The organism is Anaerococcus octavius (genome assembly GCF_900445265.1).
Lineage (GTDB): Bacteria > Bacillota > Clostridia > Tissierellales > Peptoniphilaceae > Anaerococcus > Anaerococcus octavius.
In genome coordinates, this window is sequence record NZ_UFTA01000002.1 from 1,355,746 (window position 1) to 1,374,895 (window position 19,150).

At 30.8% G+C, this 19,150-nt stretch carries 17 protein-coding genes; 6 read left to right on the forward strand and 11 right to left on the reverse strand.

The features are described 5' to 3' along the window. Positions 1 to 45: 45 nt before the first annotated feature. The 4 genes from fni to DY249_RS06600 form a co-directional block, all read right to left on the reverse strand. Positions 46 to 1,065 (reverse strand): type 2 isopentenyl-diphosphate Delta-isomerase, encoded by a 1,020-nt coding sequence (gene fni / locus DY249_RS06585; RefSeq protein ID WP_115595601.1) that lies wholly within the window; start codon positions 1,063 to 1,065, stop codon positions 46 to 48. Continuing rightward, on the reverse strand, positions 1,058 to 2,293 hold the full coding sequence (locus tag DY249_RS06590; protein WP_115595602.1) for an LCP family protein: 1,236 nt from the start codon (positions 2,291 to 2,293) through the stop codon (positions 1,058 to 1,060). Before DY249_RS06590 ends, fni begins: the two co-directional genes overlap by 8 nt. Before the next feature lie 203 nt (positions 2,294 to 2,496). Beyond that, complete coding sequence (locus DY249_RS06595; RefSeq protein ID WP_101539497.1) at positions 2,497 to 2,871, reverse strand: pyridoxamine 5'-phosphate oxidase family protein; 375 nt, start codon at positions 2,869 to 2,871, stop codon at positions 2,497 to 2,499. An 8-nt stretch (positions 2,872 to 2,879) separates the two neighbouring features. Continuing rightward, the gene (locus tag DY249_RS06600; protein WP_115595603.1) at positions 2,880 to 7,157 is read right to left on the reverse strand and encodes a 2-hydroxyacyl-CoA dehydratase; all 4,278 of its coding nucleotides are present in this window, start codon (positions 7,155 to 7,157) and stop codon (positions 2,880 to 2,882) included. A 186-nt stretch (positions 7,158 to 7,343) separates the two neighbouring features. Between DY249_RS06600 and DY249_RS06605 the strand changes: the two genes are divergently transcribed. Genes DY249_RS06605 through DY249_RS06630 form a run of 6 tightly spaced genes read left to right on the forward strand, consistent with a single transcriptional unit; the run spans position 7,344 to position 13,144 of the window. Further along, the gene (locus tag DY249_RS06605; RefSeq protein WP_115595604.1) at positions 7,344 to 8,042 is read left to right on the forward strand and encodes a lantibiotic protection ABC transporter ATP-binding subunit; all 699 of its coding nucleotides are present in this window, start codon (positions 7,344 to 7,346) and stop codon (positions 8,040 to 8,042) included. 1 nt (position 8,043) lies between these two features. Then, positions 8,044 to 8,796: a lantibiotic immunity ABC transporter MutE/EpiE family permease subunit gene (locus tag DY249_RS06610; protein WP_172540071.1), complete on the forward strand. Its 753-nt coding sequence runs from the start codon at positions 8,044 to 8,046 to the stop codon at positions 8,794 to 8,796. Continuing rightward, on the forward strand, positions 8,789 to 9,523 hold the full coding sequence (locus DY249_RS06615) for an ABC-2 family transporter permease (RefSeq protein ID WP_115595606.1): 735 nt from the start codon (positions 8,789 to 8,791) through the stop codon (positions 9,521 to 9,523). Before DY249_RS06610 ends, DY249_RS06615 begins: the two co-directional genes overlap by 8 nt. After that, the gene (locus DY249_RS06620) at positions 9,524 to 10,192 is read left to right on the forward strand and encodes a response regulator transcription factor (RefSeq protein WP_115595607.1); all 669 of its coding nucleotides are present in this window, start codon (positions 9,524 to 9,526) and stop codon (positions 10,190 to 10,192) included. Next, positions 10,171 to 11,556, forward strand: coding sequence for a sensor histidine kinase (locus tag DY249_RS06625; protein ID WP_115595608.1), 1,386 nt, complete (start codon positions 10,171 to 10,173; stop codon positions 11,554 to 11,556). Before DY249_RS06620 ends, DY249_RS06625 begins: the two co-directional genes overlap by 22 nt. 31 nt (positions 11,557 to 11,587) lie before the next feature. Further along, positions 11,588 to 13,144 carry an IS1182 family transposase gene (locus DY249_RS06630; protein WP_115595382.1) on the forward strand — a complete coding sequence of 519 codons (1,557 nt, stop codon included), beginning with the start codon at positions 11,588 to 11,590 and terminating at the stop codon, positions 13,142 to 13,144. Positions 13,145 to 13,316: 172 nt separating this feature from the next. Here the strand turns inward: DY249_RS06630 and DY249_RS06635 are convergent, their stop codons facing one another. From DY249_RS06635 to mnmL, 7 genes are all read right to left on the reverse strand, one after another. Continuing rightward, positions 13,317 to 13,928 carry an isochorismatase family protein gene (locus DY249_RS06635; protein WP_115595609.1) on the reverse strand — a complete coding sequence of 204 codons (612 nt, stop codon included), beginning with the start codon at positions 13,926 to 13,928 and terminating at the stop codon, positions 13,317 to 13,319. A gap of 94 nt (positions 13,929 to 14,022) precedes the next feature. Continuing rightward, positions 14,023 to 14,673, reverse strand: coding sequence for a metal-dependent transcriptional regulator (locus DY249_RS06640; RefSeq protein ID WP_101539505.1), 651 nt, complete (start codon positions 14,671 to 14,673; stop codon positions 14,023 to 14,025). Further along, entirely contained in the window at positions 14,624 to 15,535 is a 912-nt protein-coding gene (locus DY249_RS06645) for a metal ABC transporter permease (protein WP_115595610.1), read from the reverse strand. Before DY249_RS06645 ends, DY249_RS06640 begins: the two co-directional genes overlap by 50 nt. Further along, positions 15,532 to 16,389, reverse strand: a complete 858-nt coding sequence (locus tag DY249_RS06650; RefSeq protein ID WP_245943552.1) for a metal ABC transporter permease — start codon at positions 16,387 to 16,389, stop codon at positions 15,532 to 15,534. Before DY249_RS06650 ends, DY249_RS06645 begins: the two co-directional genes overlap by 4 nt. 2 nt (positions 16,390 to 16,391) lie before the next feature. Further along, the gene (locus DY249_RS06655; RefSeq protein ID WP_115595611.1) at positions 16,392 to 17,099 is read right to left on the reverse strand and encodes a metal ABC transporter ATP-binding protein; all 708 of its coding nucleotides are present in this window, start codon (positions 17,097 to 17,099) and stop codon (positions 16,392 to 16,394) included. A 6-nt stretch (positions 17,100 to 17,105) separates the two neighbouring features. After that, positions 17,106 to 18,080 carry a metal ABC transporter solute-binding protein, Zn/Mn family gene (locus DY249_RS06660; protein ID WP_115595612.1) on the reverse strand — a complete coding sequence of 325 codons (975 nt, stop codon included), beginning with the start codon at positions 18,078 to 18,080 and terminating at the stop codon, positions 17,106 to 17,108. A 145-nt stretch (positions 18,081 to 18,225) separates the two neighbouring features. Further along, a complete protein-coding gene (gene mnmL, locus DY249_RS06665; RefSeq protein WP_115595613.1) occupies positions 18,226 to 19,146 on the reverse strand; it encodes a tRNA modification radical SAM protein MnmL/YtqA in 921 nt (306 codons plus the stop codon). Between the last annotated feature and the right edge of the window lie 4 nt (positions 19,147 to 19,150).

The following is a 19,150-nucleotide window of genomic DNA, read 5'->3' on the forward strand; positions in this document are numbered from 1 at the left end:
TCTTCTAAAATTGCAATATTTTATAAAAAAAAGGACTAGCAAAAGCTAGCCTTCTATAAGTTCTTTTAGCTCTCCTGTTAGCTTATAGTCTACATTTTTTAGCTCATCTATATTTCTTACTCCTAGGAGGGCCATAATTATTTTTAATTTTAAATTTATTTCTTTAAGAAAACTTTCACAGGCATCATAACCACCATGTAATAGATAGTTTAAAACTTCTCCTGTCATAGCTGCCATATCAGCACCGATTATAATTGATTTTGCAAGATCCATAGCAGTTCTTACACCACCAGATGCTATTATAAAAGTATCATCCGAAATGCTTCTTATATCTATAATTGATTTTGCAGTTGGTATTCCCCAATTATAAAGATCTGAATAGTCTACTTCAAAATCTCTTAAGTCTTCAATTTCTATAAAATTTGTGCCACCTTTGCCGGCAACATCTATATATTTAACCCCAACATCAATCAATTTTTTTGCAACTGGCTTTGAAATTCCTGATCCTGTTTCTTTTACAATTATCGGATAATCAAAGTCATTTACTAATTTTTCAATTAATTCTAAGGACGAATAATAAGAGTTGTCTCCTTCTTTCATAACTAACTCTTGAGCAAGGTTTAAATGAACTTGCATGGCATTAGCATCTATTAAGTCCCTTGCAAATATAAAATCTTCGTATTCACGTTCAAAACCTAAATTCCCTATTCTAAATAAATTTTCCTTGTATTTGACAAGTTCAAAAGATTCTCGTGAGTCTTCCTCGCTTAGGGCAATAGATTCACTTCCTACTGCCATAGGTATATTTAAAGATTCACAAATAGAAGATAAATCTTCATTTATGCTTATTGATACAGATCCACCGCCTGTCATAGCATCGATCATTAGTGGCATAGATATTTTTTTATCCATAAATTCTATGCTAGTATCAATTTCATCAAGAGAAACGTCAGAAATTGCGTTATGCTCTATATAAACATTATCTAAAAGAGTAGATTCTTTTGATTTGCTTCTTAAATAATTTTCTATATGGGCATCTTTTCTTTCACGTCTTTGACTATTCATCAGTATTCTCCTCGTCTGGCACTTCTTTTAAGGACTCATCTAGCATATCTTGACCTTGGTTCATATCTACCTGGTCATTTGGATTTGGATTCTGATTCTGGCTTTGATTTTGATTGTAGTTTACATTCTGATTATAATTTACATTTTGATTTTGTACTTTGCTTGTATCTTCTTGTTCAATTGTTCTTGTTTGAGGCAAGTTTACATTTTCCTGTATTTTTTCTTCTTCTTTTTTATTTTCTTCTTCTATACCTCGATTGCTTGATTCGTCTTTTATTTCATTGAAATTTTGGTATTCCATATATCCAGAATCTTCTTTTTTCCAGTTTTCTAATTTAAAGCTTGAATAGTATTCATCTACGATTTGCCAAGTTTTTTCATAGTCTGGAATATAATAACTTGTACCATCTATAGTTTGTTCCATACCTGGCACTATGTGTGTATCCATTTTATCTGAAGAAAAATTATTTATATTTCCTGCTAAATCCATAATGGCTGTCACTGGCAGATTTGTTTTTACATATTTTAGGTAGTTACTAATAAAGGTCATCATATTCATATTTTTAGATTTTTTGACCATTTCATCTACCATGGCTTTTACAAAACCTTGTTGGGTGTTTACCCTACCAATATCTCCATTATTATAAATATTTCTAGTTCTTAAATACCACATTACTTCATTACCATCTAGGTGGTTTGGTCCTGGTTTGATTTGAACTTTGCCTTTGTCAATAGTAATTCCTTCTGGAACGTCATAGTCTACTCCGCCTAAGGCATCTACAATATTTATTAAGGCTTGGTAATTTATTTGCACATAATAATCTATATCTAGGCCTAAAAAACTTCTCAAGGTTTGCATGGTTAATTCTATACCACCAAAGGCGTGGGCATGGTTTACCTTATCAAATTTGTCACGGATTTTTATCCTACTATCTCTTGGTATACTCAAAAGATCCATTTTCCCTGTTTTTGTATTTGCTTTTAAAAGCATAATGGTGTCTGTACGGGTAAAGTCCGTGTTGTTATCATCATCTCCATTTTTGTCAACTCCAACTAATAGAATTAAATATTCTCCGTCGGCTGTCTTTACGGCATTGTCATCATAATTTGGTATGTCCTTGTAGTTTTGCTCTTTTTCGTTTGTATTTAACCTATCTAAGATAAATTTTGTCCCAAAAAATCCTACAATAACAACAAGTAATCCTAAAAAAAATCTTTTTGCTTTCATAAAACCTCTTCTCTTATTAAAACTATTATACCATCAAGAGATAAGTTTTAAATTTTAAAATTAATGAGTTAATTATATTAATTGTAAGATTATAGCAATAAAATTAAATTAATAAATATTTTTATAAAACCTATTTCTTAGTTTACATAAAAAAAGGTGTTAGAAATTTTCCTAACACCCTAAAGTTTATATATTTATTTTATCTACAATAATTGCTTAGCATCTTTTACATCTACTACTAACGCTCTATTAGCAAAAGGATATTTTTCATGTACTTTATCAAAGTACTCGCCTTCATCTAAAAACTCAGCAGTTCCACTTATCCTAAAACCTGTTCCTTGATATCCGTTAAATCCTTCTACTTCTCTTGCAGCCATTGTTAGAATAACTTCATTATTTTCTTTCAAATCACTTTCCGTAGAAGTCATACCCGCTGCTGGTATTAGTATTTTATTATCTTCTATAACTTGTAGGTAAGTATTCCATGTACAGGTTACGTGTGCACCCTTTTCTGTCCAAGAAGTGATGGATACACTACCTTCGTGGTTTATAACTTCATAAAATTTTTCGTTTAACATTTTTTCTCCTAATTTTCTATTTTTTGTAATTCTTTTTGTTTTAGGGTATCACGAGCCTGACTCATCATTAGCTTAACACGGTTTATTTGATTTACCTCACTAGCACCTGGATCGTAATCTATAGCTACAATGTTAGCTTCAGGATATTCTTCTCTTATTTTTTTCATAACACCCTTACCTGTAATATGGTTTGGTAAGCAACCGAATGGTTGGATACAGACAATATTTGGTGCACCAGCGTGAATCAGCTCTACCATTTCACCAGCAAGTAACCATCCCTCACCAGCTTGATTACCAAGGCTTGTTACAGTATCGGCGTATTCTACAATTTGATCGATGTATTCTGGTTCATTAAATCTTTTTGATTCTCTTAATGCTTTTCTAACTGGCTTTCTGTATTGTTCTACAATATTTATACCAATTTTCCCAATTGTAGCATTCATTTTGCTCTTGCCATATAAGTCAGCTTTTAATTCAGAATTTTTCATACAATACATAAAGAAATCTGTGAGATCTGGCAAGATAACTTCTGCACCTTCTGCCTCTAGAACTTTTTGCAAGTTATTGTTTGCTTCTGGCAAGAATTTGACAAGGATTTCTCCTACTATACCTGCTTTTGGTATTTTTATATCTTTTACTGGTATATTATCAAAATCTTTTACTATTTCTTTTACACATTTTTTATATTCCCTATCACTCATAGTAGGAGCTTGTGCTTGTAGTCTTTCTATCCAAGCTTCTTTTAAGCTATCTGTAGCACCCTTCTCTACTTCATAAGGTCTTGTTGCATTGGCAACTCTATTAATTAGATCACCAAATATAATTGCTCTAAATCCTCTTTTTAGAAAAGGTATAGTTGATGGCTTCTTAAGGTCAAAACCTGCATTTGTCTCTATTCCTTGAGCAGATAAGGCTATTACTGGAATATCTGGATATCCAGCATCTCTTAATCCTTTTCTAATATAGCCCACATAGTTACTTGCACGACATGCACCACCTGTTTGGGTCATCACAATAGCAAGTTTATCTGTATCATATCTTCCAGAATTGACAGCTTCCATAAATTGACCTACAACAGTTATTGATGGATAACATGAGTCGTTATTTACATATTTTAACCCTTGATCTAGGACTTTATCATTTACAGTATCTAAAAATTCTACATTCATACCATAATGATGGAAAACAGGTCCTAGTATTCTAAAATGTTCTCTAGCCATTTGTGGCGCTAAAATTGTATATCCTTCCTCTACCATTTTTTTAGTAAATTCTGGTGTAGAATAATCTAGGCGGTCCAAGTCTTTTTTAAAGACGATACCTTCCATTTTCTTTTGATTTAAGGCTTGAAGTAGGGATCTAATTCTAATTTTTATAGCACCAAGATTTGAAACTTCATCTATTTTTAAAAGTGTATAGATTTTTCCATTAGCTTCTAGTAAATCTTGTACTTGGTCAGTTGTTACAGCATCTAACCCACAACCAAAAGAGTTTAGCTGAATTAGTTGTAGGTTTGGATTGTTTGCCACGTATTCTGCTGCACGATAAAGTCTAGCATGATATGACCATTGGTCGAGAACTCTTACTTTTGTATCCACATCTTCTATATTATAAGCAACTGCATCTTCAGAGATAACTGGTATTTTCATTCCTTCTATTAGTTCTGGTATACCGTGGTTCACTTCTGGATCTATATGATATGGACGACCAGCTAAGACAATTGCATTTAAGCTTTTGCTATTTACATAATCAATTATTTCCTTACCACGGATTCTTATTTGATCATGGTAGGATTGTTGTATTCTCCAAGCTTGTGATGCTGCATTTCTAATTTCTTTTTTGCTTAATTTGTATCCATTGTGTTCATATCCTTCAAACTCTTCTATAAGTCTATCAGTAATTACCTTTTCGTTTTCAAGGGATAAATAAGGATTCATATATTTTTTACCTTGTAAACTTTCAACGTTGTTATTAATTACATCTGGATAGCCACTTACAACTGGACAGTTCATGTGGTTTTGAGCTTTATCAAATTGTTTGTATTCATAAAAAATTGCAGGATAGAATATTAAATCTATATCATCACGGCTTGCCAAGTCCTCTATATGACCATGGGCAAGTTTTGCTGGATAACAAGCAGTTTCTGAAGAAATAGAAGATATTCCTTTTTCATACATTTTTCTATCAGATTTACCTGATAAAACTACATCAAATCCTAAAGAAGTAAAGAATTTGTGCCAGAATGGATAATCTTCATACATATTTAAAACACGTGGCAAGGCAACTTTTCCCATACGAGCTGTATCTCCCAATGTTTTCCTGTCGAAAAGTAGCTTATTTTTAAATTTATACATATTTAAATCAGCCATGGTTTCTTCTTTTTTGACGCCAGCTCCTCGCTCACAACGGTTACCTGTTACATAACGGGTGCCATCTGGGAAAACATTGATTATTAGAGCACAGTTGTTGGTGCACAAACCACATCTTGCATTTTTTTGTTTATAAGTAAAGTTTTCTAGTTCTGAAATATCAGATAAAGTTGATTGCCCAGTAGAATTATCTCGAGAAATAAGAGCCATACCCATAGCACCCATAAGGCCTGCAATTTCTGGTCGAGTTGTCTTCCTTCCAGTTATATTTTCAAAAGCTCTTAAGATAGCATCTCCATAAAATGTACCACCTTGAACTACGATATTATCACCAAGTGACTTTGGATCACGGACTTTGATTACTTTTTGAATAGCATTTTTAATTACTGAGTAGCAAAGTCCTGCTGCTATATCAGCAACTTCTGAACCTTCTTTTTGAGCTTGTTTTACCTTTGAGTTCATAAAAACTGTACAACGGCTACCTAAATCTGCTGGTTCTTTTGAAAGTAGAGCTTTTTCTTGAAATTCTGCTGCTGACATTCCTACACTTGCTGCAAAGGTAGATAAAAATGAACCACATCCTGAAGAACAAGCTTCATTTAGCTGAATAGAATCTATTATCCCATCTCTTATATGCATTGCCTTCATATCTTGACCACCAATATCCAGAATAAAATCTACATCTGGATTAAAATATTTAGCTGCACGGTAGTGGGCAATGGTTTCAACCTCACCATTATCAACATGTAAGGCATTTTTTATAAAATCCTCTCCATATCCACAGATACCAGAGGAAGCTATATAAGCCTTAGGATTTTTCTTTGCATAGGCTTCTTTTAGCATATTTATAACAACTTCTAGTGGGCGTCCCAGATTCATCCTATAATCTTCATGAAGAATATGTCCATCTTCTGTAATCCACACCATTTTGCTAGTAGTGGAACCAGCATCAATACCTACATATATCGGACCCTTATAATTTGCTATATCTTCGTAAACTACACCATCTGTTTTATGATCTTTGACAAAGTCTTCGTACTCTTCTTTGCTAGTAAATAGAGGTTCGAGTTTTTTCGTCATCTCCATATCTTCAGGTGCTTCTTTTTCTAATTCTTTTATCAAATCGCTGTAAAGAACAAAATTTTCTTTTTCAGCAGAAAGTATAGCTGCACCCTTAGCAACATAAAGTTGCGCATCTTCTGGTGTTGTGAAAGTATTACCATCTTCCCCTAAAGTTTCAACAAATCTATTGCGAAGTGCTGGTAAAAAGTGAAGTGGTCCACCCAAAAATGTAACATTACCACGAATTGGACGACCACAAGCAAGATTTGAAATAGTTTGGTTAACTACCGATTGAAATACCGAAATTGCAATATCTTCACGACTTGCACCTTGGTTCATCAATGCTTGAATATCAGTTTTTGCAAATACTCCACAGCGAGATGCAATTGGATATATTTTTTTGTAGTTTTTACTTAATTCATTTAAACCAGATGCATCAGTATCTAAAAGTGCTGCCATTTGGTCTATAAAAGCCCCAGTACCACCTGCACAAATTGAGTTCATTCTTTGTTCAACCGAACCAGATAGGTAAGTAATCTTAGAATCTTCACCTCCTAGTTCAATAACAACATCTGTTTCCGGCAAAAATTTTCTAATCGCTGCAGTTTCTGCAATTACTTCTTGAACAAAATTTATTCCCATATATTTTTCAAGGAACATTCCACCAGAACCAGTTACATTTATAGTTATATAATCGTCCTTAAACTCATCAAAAGCTTCATTGAGGACTGTTTTTACAGTTTCTTTAACATCTGATTTATGTCTTCTATATACTTGATAGAGGGTATTAAAATTTTCATCTGTAATGACAATTTTTACAGTAGTAGACCCAACATCAAGTCCCATATGTAAATTCATAAAACGTCATTCTCCTTAAATCTATATCTGAAATTTATTTATGAAATAAATATTTTTTTTATATAAGTAACAATTATATTTTACCCCTTTTCCCGAACTAAATACAAGCAAAAAAGTAGGAATAATTAAAGTTATAATTTAGTTATTTTTTACATTTATAATCAAGAATATAAAATGGAGGGAAATATGAAAAATATAATAGAAAGTAAAGATTTAAGTAAAACATATAAAGATTTTAAAGTATTAGATAAGGTATCAATTAATATTGAAGAAGGGAAAGTTTATGGACTTTTAGGCCCAAATGGCGCTGGCAAATCAACTTTGTTAAAACTCATTACTCAAATAATAAAACCAAGTTCTGGTGAGATTTTCTACAAGGAGCATCCTATTAATCAAAAAGACTTATTTGAAATAGGAGCAATTATTGAAAATCCAGCTATTTATCCAAACCTAACCGCCTATGAAAATTTACAAGTATTGACAACTTTATTAAACATTGATGAAAATAAAATTAATGAGGTCTTAAAAACAGTAGGTCTTACTAATACGGGCAACAAATTAGCTCGCGAATTTTCTCTAGGTATGAAGCAAAGATTAGGAATAGCTATGGCCCTTATTAATAATCCCAAACTTTTAATCCTAGATGAGCCAACCAATGGTCTTGATCCAGTGGGCATAGCAGAGCTTAGAGAACTTATAAAATCTTTTACAAATGATGGAATTACAGTTCTTATCTCTAGTCACATCTTAAGCGAAATTGACCAAGTTGCCGATAAAGTTGGTATCCTCGTAAACGGAAAATTAGCCTATGAAGGGGAAAATAATAAGGGCAGCGATCACTTGGAAAATTTATTTATGGATATTATCAAGAAAGAAGGTTTTTAATATGGTAAATATTTTAAAAGCTGAAATTTTAAAAGAAAAAAGATCTGCAAATGCAAAAATACTTTTACTAACACCCATAATTTTTATAGTATTTAATCTACTAATGAATATGTTAATGACCCCTAATTCTGAGGGACACAGCTATTTACTAGCAACAGCTTTTAACTGGTTTCCTCTATTAATATTACCAATAGTAATTAGCCTACTTGTTACAAATATATTAGCAAAAGAAAAGCAAAGTCAGTTAAATTTACAAAAAAGTATGGGTTTAGATAGAAAAAAGATAAAACTTATCAAATCTTTTTTAGTACTTATAGAAGTTTTTGTAATAGTTATGGTATCAATACTTATAATTTATCTAATTGCTAATTTTATATTAAAAGAAAATACAAGTTTTGTTATGCTTTTAAAGGCAGGAGTAGTTTTATTCATTGGGTCCTTGCCACTAGTAGGATTTTCATTTTTTATAATGAGCTTAACTAAGAAAAACTTTATAGTGCTAATATTAAATTTTATTTTATCAATCATAGCCCCAATCCCAGCTGCAGAAGATTTGTGGAAATTTTATCCTTGGTCTTATAGTTTAAGGATGCTAGCACCAATTGTAGGAGTGCACCCAAACGGAACATTTTTAGACATAAATTCACCCCTATGGGATAAAAGTGTAATAACTTTAGGAATCATACTGAGTCTTGGTGTTTACATTTTGTTTATGGTTTTATCTATAAATAGAAAGGATAAGGAAAATGCTTAATATAATTAAATCTAACTGGTTAAGAACAAAAAGGCAGCCCATAAGGTGGTTTTTATTTCTTGCCCCAATATTATATGCCCTAGCATTTTCTATTTATATACTAGGGCCAAATAGCTTCGATGGTGTAGAAATATATGCTTTTTTTGAAACTTTTGCTATTTTAGCAACTTTTTCCTTAAGCTTTTTTGTACCCATGCTTTACGAAGCAGATAAAAATGCGAGTTTTTATACCAATGACATAAAATTTGGCATAAGCCGCAAAAAGACCCTTGTGGCAAAATTTTTGCTAATTGGTCTTTTGTATGCTTTAATTATTTTAATAGCAAGTATTATTTTTCTAGGAATTTGGATGATTTTTAAAAACAAAGCTATAAACGCAGGTGAATTTTTGATTTTAATGGTCCTAGTATTTTTTACAAGCATTCCCCTTATTCCAATCTACCAATATTTAAATTTAAAGTATGGCCAAAGTGGAACAATTATACTAGGAATTTTTCTAACGCTTGCAGCAATTTTGCTGGGTACAACTGGACTTGGAGCTTTGATTTGGAAATTTTTGCCCTTTGTTTGGCCTATAAAATTAATATATTTACTAGTCCATGGGGTAGTATATTTAAAAGTTTGCCTAAAATTTATTGGCCTTGGGATAGTTATTAGTATTATTTTTCTAATTGTTGTAGCAAACTGGTTTAATAAATGGGATGTATACTCAAAAACGGAGGATTAAATGAAAATCTTACTTATCGATGATGATAAAGATCTTACAAATTTGATAAAAAATACCTTAAAAAAAGAATATGAAGTAGAAGTTTGTAATGATGTTTCATCCATTAATCCCAATATTTTTACAGAGTTTAACCTAATTATCCTCGATATAATGATGCCAAAAATGGATGGTTTTCAGTTTTTAGAAAAATATAGGGATATGATTGATGTCCCTATTATCCTTCTAACAGCCAAAGATTTTGAAAATGATAAGCTAGAAGGCTTTGCCCTTGGCGCAGATGATTATATAACAAAACCATTTTCAATAAATGAACTTCGCGCAAGGGTAGCGGCACATCTTAGACGTGAAAAAAGAGAAAAGCACCAGCGTTTGTTAGATTATCCTATATCTTGTGATTTGTTAGCAGCAAATTTTTACTTTAAGGAAAGCGAAATAAAGCTAACAAAAAGCGAGTATGACATATGTAAGCTACTATTAAAAAATAAGGGCCAAGTTTTTACCAAGGAAAATATTTATACATTGGTATACGGTTATGATGCTGAAGGTGATAGTCAAACTTCCATAACCGAACGTATAAAGCTAATTAGAAATAAATTTGGAAAATACAAAGTTAACCCTATAAAAACAATCTGGGGAGTAGGATACAAATGGGAAATAGAAAATCTTTAGGCTCATTAATAAGTAAATATGCAATATTAGAGATAATTTATTCAGCATTTGTACTTATATTTTTTGCAATTCTTTTTAATATCCTAGTAAATAGCAACTTTATTTATCCAGCTAACCATGCTGAAGTAAATATATTTAAGGTAGAAGAACTTTTAAAAAAGGATGATTTTAACCCTGCAGATATTCCTTATTACTATGACTATAAATATTATAAGGATGGTCAAGAGGTAGAGAATACTATCGATCAAAAATATCAAAATCATGTGAAAAATGCGGAAAATACTGGGATATCATATACGAATTCTATTATATATGCCAAATACTTTAAAAAGTTAACTTATAAGGATAAAAACTTGATATTAGCCTACCAAGTCTCCCCCATCCTTGCCTCAGAAAAACTTTATAACAAATTTAAAAATGTAGAACTTTTATATCTTTTCTTTTTCTTTATAATATGGCTTATGGGCTTTATTTTTCTTATTAGAAAAACACAAAGGATAATCAAGTCTGAAATCAATTTAATAGCTACAAGTAATGAAAATATTAGGAATATGAATTTGGACTATGATAGAAAAAACTCTAAATATATAGAAATCCAAGGAGTCCTAGACTCTCTTGATATAATGGCTAGAGATTTAAAAAAATCCTTACATGATCAATGGCAAACAGAAAAAAATCAAAAAAACTTAATAGAATCAATAACCCACGACATCCGCACACCCATTACCCTCATAAAAGGTAATACAGAATTATTAAAAGAAGAAAGCAACTCTAGCCAAATTGAATATATAAATGGTTTAGAAACTGGTATAGACCGCTTAGAAATATACATTAAAAAACTTAATACTTTTTCAAAAAATATGACCTATAAGTCACAAGTGGTAAACGAAAATGTAATTGACTATTGGATTGAGCTTGCGAGAACCATAACGAACACCGAAAAAATAGAGCTTGTAATTACAAATAATGATGCGACGGACATAAAATTAAATAAGGAAGATATAGCAAGGGCCTTGCAAAATATAATTGTAAACGCCTGTGAACATAACCCTAAGGATAGCAACGTATACTTATCATTTGAGGATCAGAATGATTTCTATACCATAAGCGTAAAAGATAATGGAGAAGGATTTACAAAAGAAATCCTAGACAAGGGTCCCCAAAAAAACCTAACTACCAAAGATGATAAAATGAACCACGGACATGGACTTATAATTGTAGATGAGCTTGTAAAAAACAATAATGGTAGGCTTGAAATTAGTAATTACAAAGAAAATACTAAGTCTGGTGGAGAAGTTAAAATGACTTTTGAAAAATGGGGCTGTTGCAAAAGTCCTAATATAGAAAAAAGACGAGGAAACTGAAATCCTCGTCTTTTTCTGATACAATGTATTTATGAAAACCGTTAAAAATACATCATCATTAACTAATTTTACGCTAGTTAATGATACTATTCAATTAAAAATGAATTTTGACACTGAAATATATGTCAAAGATGATGTTAAGTTAAGGCTTGTAAAAAATATAATCGAAAGGATGGATTTATCTGAAATAAAAAAAGTCTACTCATCATTAGGAAGAAAACCTACAGTAAACCCAGTAACAATGCTACAAATAATAATATTTTGCTACTCAGAAGGAATATTCTCATCAAGAAATATAGAAAAATCATGCAAATATGATTTGAGGATAAAATACCTTTTAGATGGAGAAAATCCACCAGATCATAGTACAATAAACAGATTTAGACAAAAAATCGTAGAACTAGCACCAAACTTGTTAAACCAAATGATTCAAATACTAATAGAAGAAAATCAAATAGACTTATCAAGCATCTACATAGATGGAACAAAAATAGAAGCCTACGCCAATAGATATAGTTTCGTGTGGCGAGGAAGCATTGAAAAATGGCAAAAGAAACTAAGAGTAAAAATAATAAAGCACTTTAATTTAAATAGAGAACTAACACCATCACAGGTATTAGCAGTAGTAAGAATAGCATTCAATCAGATAAGTACAGAATGTACAGAAAATAAAATAAACTTTGTACATGGACAAGGAAAAAGAAAACACCAACTCCAACGAGACTATGAAAAGCTCAAAGATTGGAAGAACAAACTAGAAAGCTATCAAAAACATATAGAAATAATGGGAGAGCACAGAAACTCCTACTCAAAAACAGACCATGATGCAACCTTCATGAGAATGAAAGAAGATCATATGAAAAATGGTCAATTAAAACCAGCCTACAACATCCAACTAGCAAGTTCCTCAGGCTTCATCATAGGAGAAAATGTATCCCACCATCCATCCGATATGTACACCTTAAAACCATTTCTAAATAAATTACTCAAAAACCACCCCGACAAACTAAACAAGATAGTAGCAGATTCAGGATATGAAAGCGAAGAAAATTATGTTTTTCTTGCAGAAAACAAGCTCTTATCATACATAAAACCATCCAACTACGAACAATTAAAAACTAGAAAGTATAAAAAAGAAGAATTCAGAAATAGTCTAAGATATGATAAAACATCAGACAAATACATATCAAAAGAAGGCAAAGAATTCATAAGGTGCACTGATAGATACAGAAAAAGAAAAAGCGGATACACAACAACCAGCAAAGTATACAGATGCTTTAACTGGAACAAAGATGGTCAGAAGACCAAAGGAATCTACATAGCAGAAATCTTTCAAAAATATAGGAAAGAATCCTTAGAAAATATAAGCTCAGACCAAGGAATAGAAGAAAGAATAAATAGATCAATCCAAGCCGAAGGAGCATTTTCCAAAATAAAATCAGGACTAAAATACAACAGATTCCACCATAGAGGAAAATCAAATATAATAAGTGAAATATGCCTCTTATCAATGGCACTAAACCTAAATAAACTGGCATCCAAAATAGAAAACAAGAATTTAGAACTCATAAAATACAAAGCTGCTTAAGAAAAAAAATATTAAAAATCTTAGCTGTATTAATTGAGCCTATTTTTATGAAAAATGTGGATAAATTCATTTTCATATTAAAGAAAGATACAGAATTTAATGGCTTGATACCAATATACACGAAAAAAGGTAATGAGCAGAATAGATTTACCTATTCTGCAACACCACCTTCTTATCTATCTCTCATATCCTTAATCAATCCAGAAATAAATTTAAAGTTTGGATCTTTGGAATCTCTTGCTAGGTCAAATAATAGGGTTTCTGTTTCTGTTCTTACTGCTCCCATTTCTCTTAAAGTTTTTAAGGCTTCTTCTTTTTGACTTTCTTTAAAGCTTGCTAAAGCATCTTTTGGTAAAAATACGTTTATTCCTAGATTTAAGAGACTTCTCGTTGTTTGATAAACACATATATGGGCTTCTGCACCAGCAATTACTACTTTTTTGATATTATTTTTTTCTATAAAGTCTAGAACTTCTGCTGTGGCTGCATCAAAGATTGTTTTTTCGTAAATATTATTTTTATCTAATTTTGCTAAAATTCTCTCATCTGTATTTCCTAAACCTTTTGGATATTGTTCTGTTGCAAGTACGGGTATTTGGTATTTTTGGGAAGCTTCTATTAATGTGATAGTATTTAAAACTGTATTTTCCCCATTTTCTAAGGCATTCATTAGTCTTGGTTGCTCATCTATAACTAATAAAAGTATATGATCTTTTTTGTTGTATATACCACTTTCTTCATCAAAACTATTTACATAGTATTTTTCATCTAATTTTCTTTCCATAAATACCTCCTTATATTTTTGTAATTATATTTATTTAATAAAATTATACTTTAAAATAGGCAGCACTTATACTTTCTGCTGCCTAAATTTATGGTTATTCTATTTCTTTTAAATAAATATCCTTACAGGCTTTTGGTGAAATTCTTTTTTCTTCTTTTCCATAGTTTATAATAGCTGTATCGTCAAAGCTATCAAAGTCTAAAAATTTTATTTTATCGCCTATACTTATTTTCATATTTTCACAATAGGTTAATAATTCATTATCATCTCTAATTCTTCTAATTATATATGCTCTTCCAGGTGTTGCTTGACTCATTTTTATGAAATCTTTTGAAGTTTCTTCATTATTTATAAAAATTATTGATCCGTGAGGGCAATAATCAGGATACCCTAAATAGGCATTTAATTTATTTAGAAGATCTTCATTTGTTACCGATTGCAAACTACTAGCTATTGGATGAACTTCTTTCCGTGAAAATTTCAATTCTTTTTCCAAAAAGTATTCCCATAGTCGATGCTTTGAGAGTAGTTTTTTTGTATACTTGATGCCTTCTTCAGTGAGAGTATTATCTTTTTTGTTTGTTACAAGTCCATCTTTTTTCAATTTTTTTAACATTTCAGTTACAGATGAGGGTGCCAGACCAAGGTGGGTACTTATTGATTTATTGGTCACCTTTTCTCCTTCACCCATCAATTTAAATATTGTAATTAGATATTCGTCTTTTTGTGGATTTGTCGTTGCCATTTATATTTATGTCCTTATCTACTTCTACTTTCTTAAGTCTAGTATACTTCTTTATAAGTAATAGAACTAGATAGGCTACCATATTTACGCTTGCAACAAATCCTGCTATGGAAACATTTAATTTTATTGCAAGAAAAAATCCTATAATCGAATTTATACTTGCTATTAGGCTTGCAAAAATAAGTGTTTGTTTTAGAGTATTTGTAAAAAGCAAGGCTTCAGCGCTTGGTCCTATAAAAAATGATACTACGAGTATAGCACCAACACTATTAAATGATACTACTGCAGATAAGGAAGTAAGCGTCATTAGGCTATAAAAAATTGCCGTTGTAGATATGCCTATTAAGTAAGCAAATTCCGGATCAAAGGTTGAAATTTTTAATTTTCTATATTGGGAGAGTATAAATACTAATATTACAAACAGTAAAATTATTTCATTAAAAATCGCTTTTGGTATCTGATATCCAAAAATGTTTATTTTTACTAGGGATGAAAATAAAACTTCTCCTAATAAAACCATGTCTGTATCCAGATGAACATTTCTAAAAAATTTGCTTATCAAAATGATTGCTATAGAAAATAAGATTGGGAATACCATTCCTATCGCATCATCATATTTGCTTATTCCTTTTTTTCCTATGGTTTCTACTAAAAGTACAGTTAAAAGTCCCATAGCCGCCGCTCCAACTATCAATAATGGAGATGATAAATCTGGCACTAAGAAGAACGTTAAAACTATTCCAAGTAAAACCGTATGACTGATGGCATCTGTTAGCATAGATATTTTTCTTAGAATAAGAAAAACACCTAGTAGTGAACAAGAAATAGCTGTTAATATCAAAACTATAAGTGATGAAGTCATATTTTATGACCTCCTTTGCTTAATTTTTGAGCCAATATTACAAATAATGCTAGAAGTCCTTGGACAATAATTATAGTTGGTCCTGTAGAAAATCCTTGGTATAAGGTTGAAATTGCACTTCCAGTTATTGATGCTATTGCTGAAAGTAAAGCTGATATACCAAGAACACCTAAGAAATTATTACTTAGCTTGCTGGCTGTTATTATAGGAATAATTAGTAAAGACGAAATTAAAATAACTCCAACTGCTTTAATCCCAACGCCTATGACCAAAATAGTCATAAATAATATCAGATGATCTAATCGTTTGGTATTAACGCCTATTAGATTAGCAAGTTCGCTATCAAATAAATAGCATTTTATATCCCTATAAAAAAATGTAATTATTCCAAGGCATATTATAAAAACAATAAATATCAAAGTAATATCATTTTTCTGTAAATAAGCAGCTTGACCAAAAATATATTTATCAAGACCAGCCTTGCTAGCATTAGCATAACTAGGATTTCCTTGGATAAAAGATTTTAAGACTAATCCCAATCCAAAAAATCCTGATAAATATATCGCCATATTTGCATCTGGCTCAATATTAGAATTTTTATTTGAATATTCTATCAAATAATAGCTTAAGGAAGCTGTTGCCATAGCTCCTAATAACAAAATAAGTGGATTTCTTTGACTTGTGAGCATAAAAGCTAAGACAATTCCCGGCAAAGTAGAATGACCTAGAGCATCTCCAATTAGCGCTTGGTTTTTATATACATTCAGTGTTCCAACAAGAGCTGAAGTTATTGCTAGCAAAATTGTACCTATTACAACTATTTGGAATGAATATAATTTTATTAAACTTATCATAATCAGTCTCTAAAACCTTTATTTATTTCTTTTTCTAAATTATCTACATAAAGACTACCACTATATTTTATGTTTCTATTTAAAACAACTAAATTATCAAAATACTTATCTAAAGTATAGATATTATGGTGAACTGCAAGAATGGTCTTACCCAAGTCTTGTAATTTTTTGAATTCATCTGCTATAATATCTTCAGTTTTTATATCTACACCTGTTAGAGGTTCATCAAGTATATATAGCGAAACATCTTGGGCAAGTGCACGTGCTAAAAATACTCTTTGTTTTTGTCCTCCTGATAAATTATTAATTTGCCTATCTTTTAAATCAGATATTCCCATTTCAACCAGGGAATTTTCAACTATATCATCATCTTTTTTATTAGCTTTTCCAAAAGTTTTCATATATGGATAGCGCCCCATCATAACTACATCATATACAGTTGCTGGAAAATTCCAATTTACCGAATCTTTTTGAGGTACATAAGCTATATCATTTTTTGCATTCTTTATAGTTTTGCCTAAAATTTTTACTTCTCCCTTATCTTTTTTGATAAGTCCTAATACAGCTTTTATAAAAGTAGATTTACCCGCACCATTGGCACCAATTATTGCAGTTCTTGAATTTAGTGGGATTTGTAAAAAAATATCATCAAGAACCTTGTTCTTTCCATAAGATACATTCAGATTTTTTACTTCAATGGCAGCTTGCATATTTTCCTACTTTAGATTATCAACTATAAGATCTATATTGTGTTTATACATGTCTATATAGTTATCTCCATCTTTTCCTTTTTCTGCTAATGAATCAGAAAATAATTCTTCACCATCTCCACCAACAACTTTTGTTTCAAATCCTTTTGATTTTACAATATCAGCTAATTTTTCCATTCTTTCTGGGTTTGTAGTAGATTCGGCAAATACTGCTTTTATCTTATGATCAGCTATAAATTGTGCTGTATCTTCTAGATCTTTATTTGAAACTTCTGATTCAGTTGTTACTCCTTGGGGTGCCATTACTTTTATATCATATCTTCTAGAAAAATAATTAAAGGCATCATGTGGTGTAATTAAATATTTTTGCTCATCTGGTAATTGATCTAATTTATCTTTTATATATTGATCTAAGTCATCAAGTTCTTTTGCATATCTCTCATAATTCTTATCGATTACTTTTATCATTTCATCGTCATCAGCATAAAGTTCTTTTAATTTATCAGCAGTGTTTTTAAAGGCTTCTTTATATAAATCTATATCAAACCAAAAGTGTGGATCCTCTATTGTTTTCCCATCTTCATCCATTTCGCCAATTTTATCCTTACTAAAAGTTGATGTTACAGCATATCCTGAGTTTTCTAAAGCATCCATCATTTTTCCTTCAAAATGTAGACCATGGTATAAAACTAAGTCAGCATCTGTAATTTTTGTATAATCTTCTGGTTTTGCTTCATAGATATGTGGATCTCCACCAGCAGGTATAATTAATTCAACATTTGCTTTATCTCCAATCAATTCATTTACCATATCAGCTAAAAATGTAGTTGTAACAGTAATTGTCTTTTTTTGATCAGTACTTTCGCTAACACTAGTTTTATTTGTATTAGCTTCTTCTTGTGGCTTATTATCGTTATTATTGCTTGAACAGCTTGTAATACTCAATAGTGTGAGTATAGTAATCATTATTTTTTTTAACATTTTAATCTCCTTTATTTGTTTTAAGGATATTATAATATATTATTCCTGTATTGTAAAGTACTTTTTTAGGTTTACCTAAATATATAATCATAAAAAAACTCTTACTTTTAATTTTTATTTATAAGTAAGAGTTCTTCTAATTTTTTTAGTATAAATCACCTTGCTGATAATTATTATCTTTCATAATCTTATCAATTGTAGATAATACTGCCCCCTTATTTTTTGACCATTCTGGATAAGCAATATTTTGATTTATCCCATCTCCTGTCAATCTATTTATAACTACATTTGGATTAAGCTTTCTAAGCATACCTACAACTATCTTTGCATAGTCGTCTTTACTCATTTTATAATCAATATTATTTTTTTCATAGTAATATTTTAAATAAGTATTATTTTCAATATATAAATTATGAATTTTAATTCCCCAAATGTTTTTCTTATTTATATAATCAATATTATTTAGATAATCCTTTTCATTTTCATTTGGCAATCCTATTATAATATGAGCAATAGTTTTTATTCCTAATTTATGTAGTTTGTCAACTCCTTGATCAAAAACTTTATGGTCATAGCCTCGATTTATAAATTCTAAAGTATTGGCATTTACAGTTTGCATACCTAATTCAACTGTAAGGTCCGTTTCTTGATTTAATTCTTTTAATAAATCTAAAACATCATTAGGCAGGCAATCAGCTCTTGTAGCAATCGATAGTCCTACTATATCTGGCTGATTTATTGCAGTGTAAAACATTTCACGCATGCTTTCTATGTCACCATAGGTATTTGTAAAATTCTGAAAATAAGCTATATAGCCTTCTTTTCTACCTTTTTTACTCAAAAGATCTTTTTGAAGTGCTATTTGTTTTTTTATATCACCTGCTGATTTATGAGTCCATTCCCCTGCTCCATCATCTGAGCAATAAATACAACCACAAAATGACAAACTCCCATCTCGATTAGGGCAGGTAAAGCCACCATCGAGTGGGAGTTTAATAATTTTTTTATTGTATTTTAGTTTATAATAAGTATCTAAATCCCTATATCTTTTTTTATTAAGCTCCATAGGG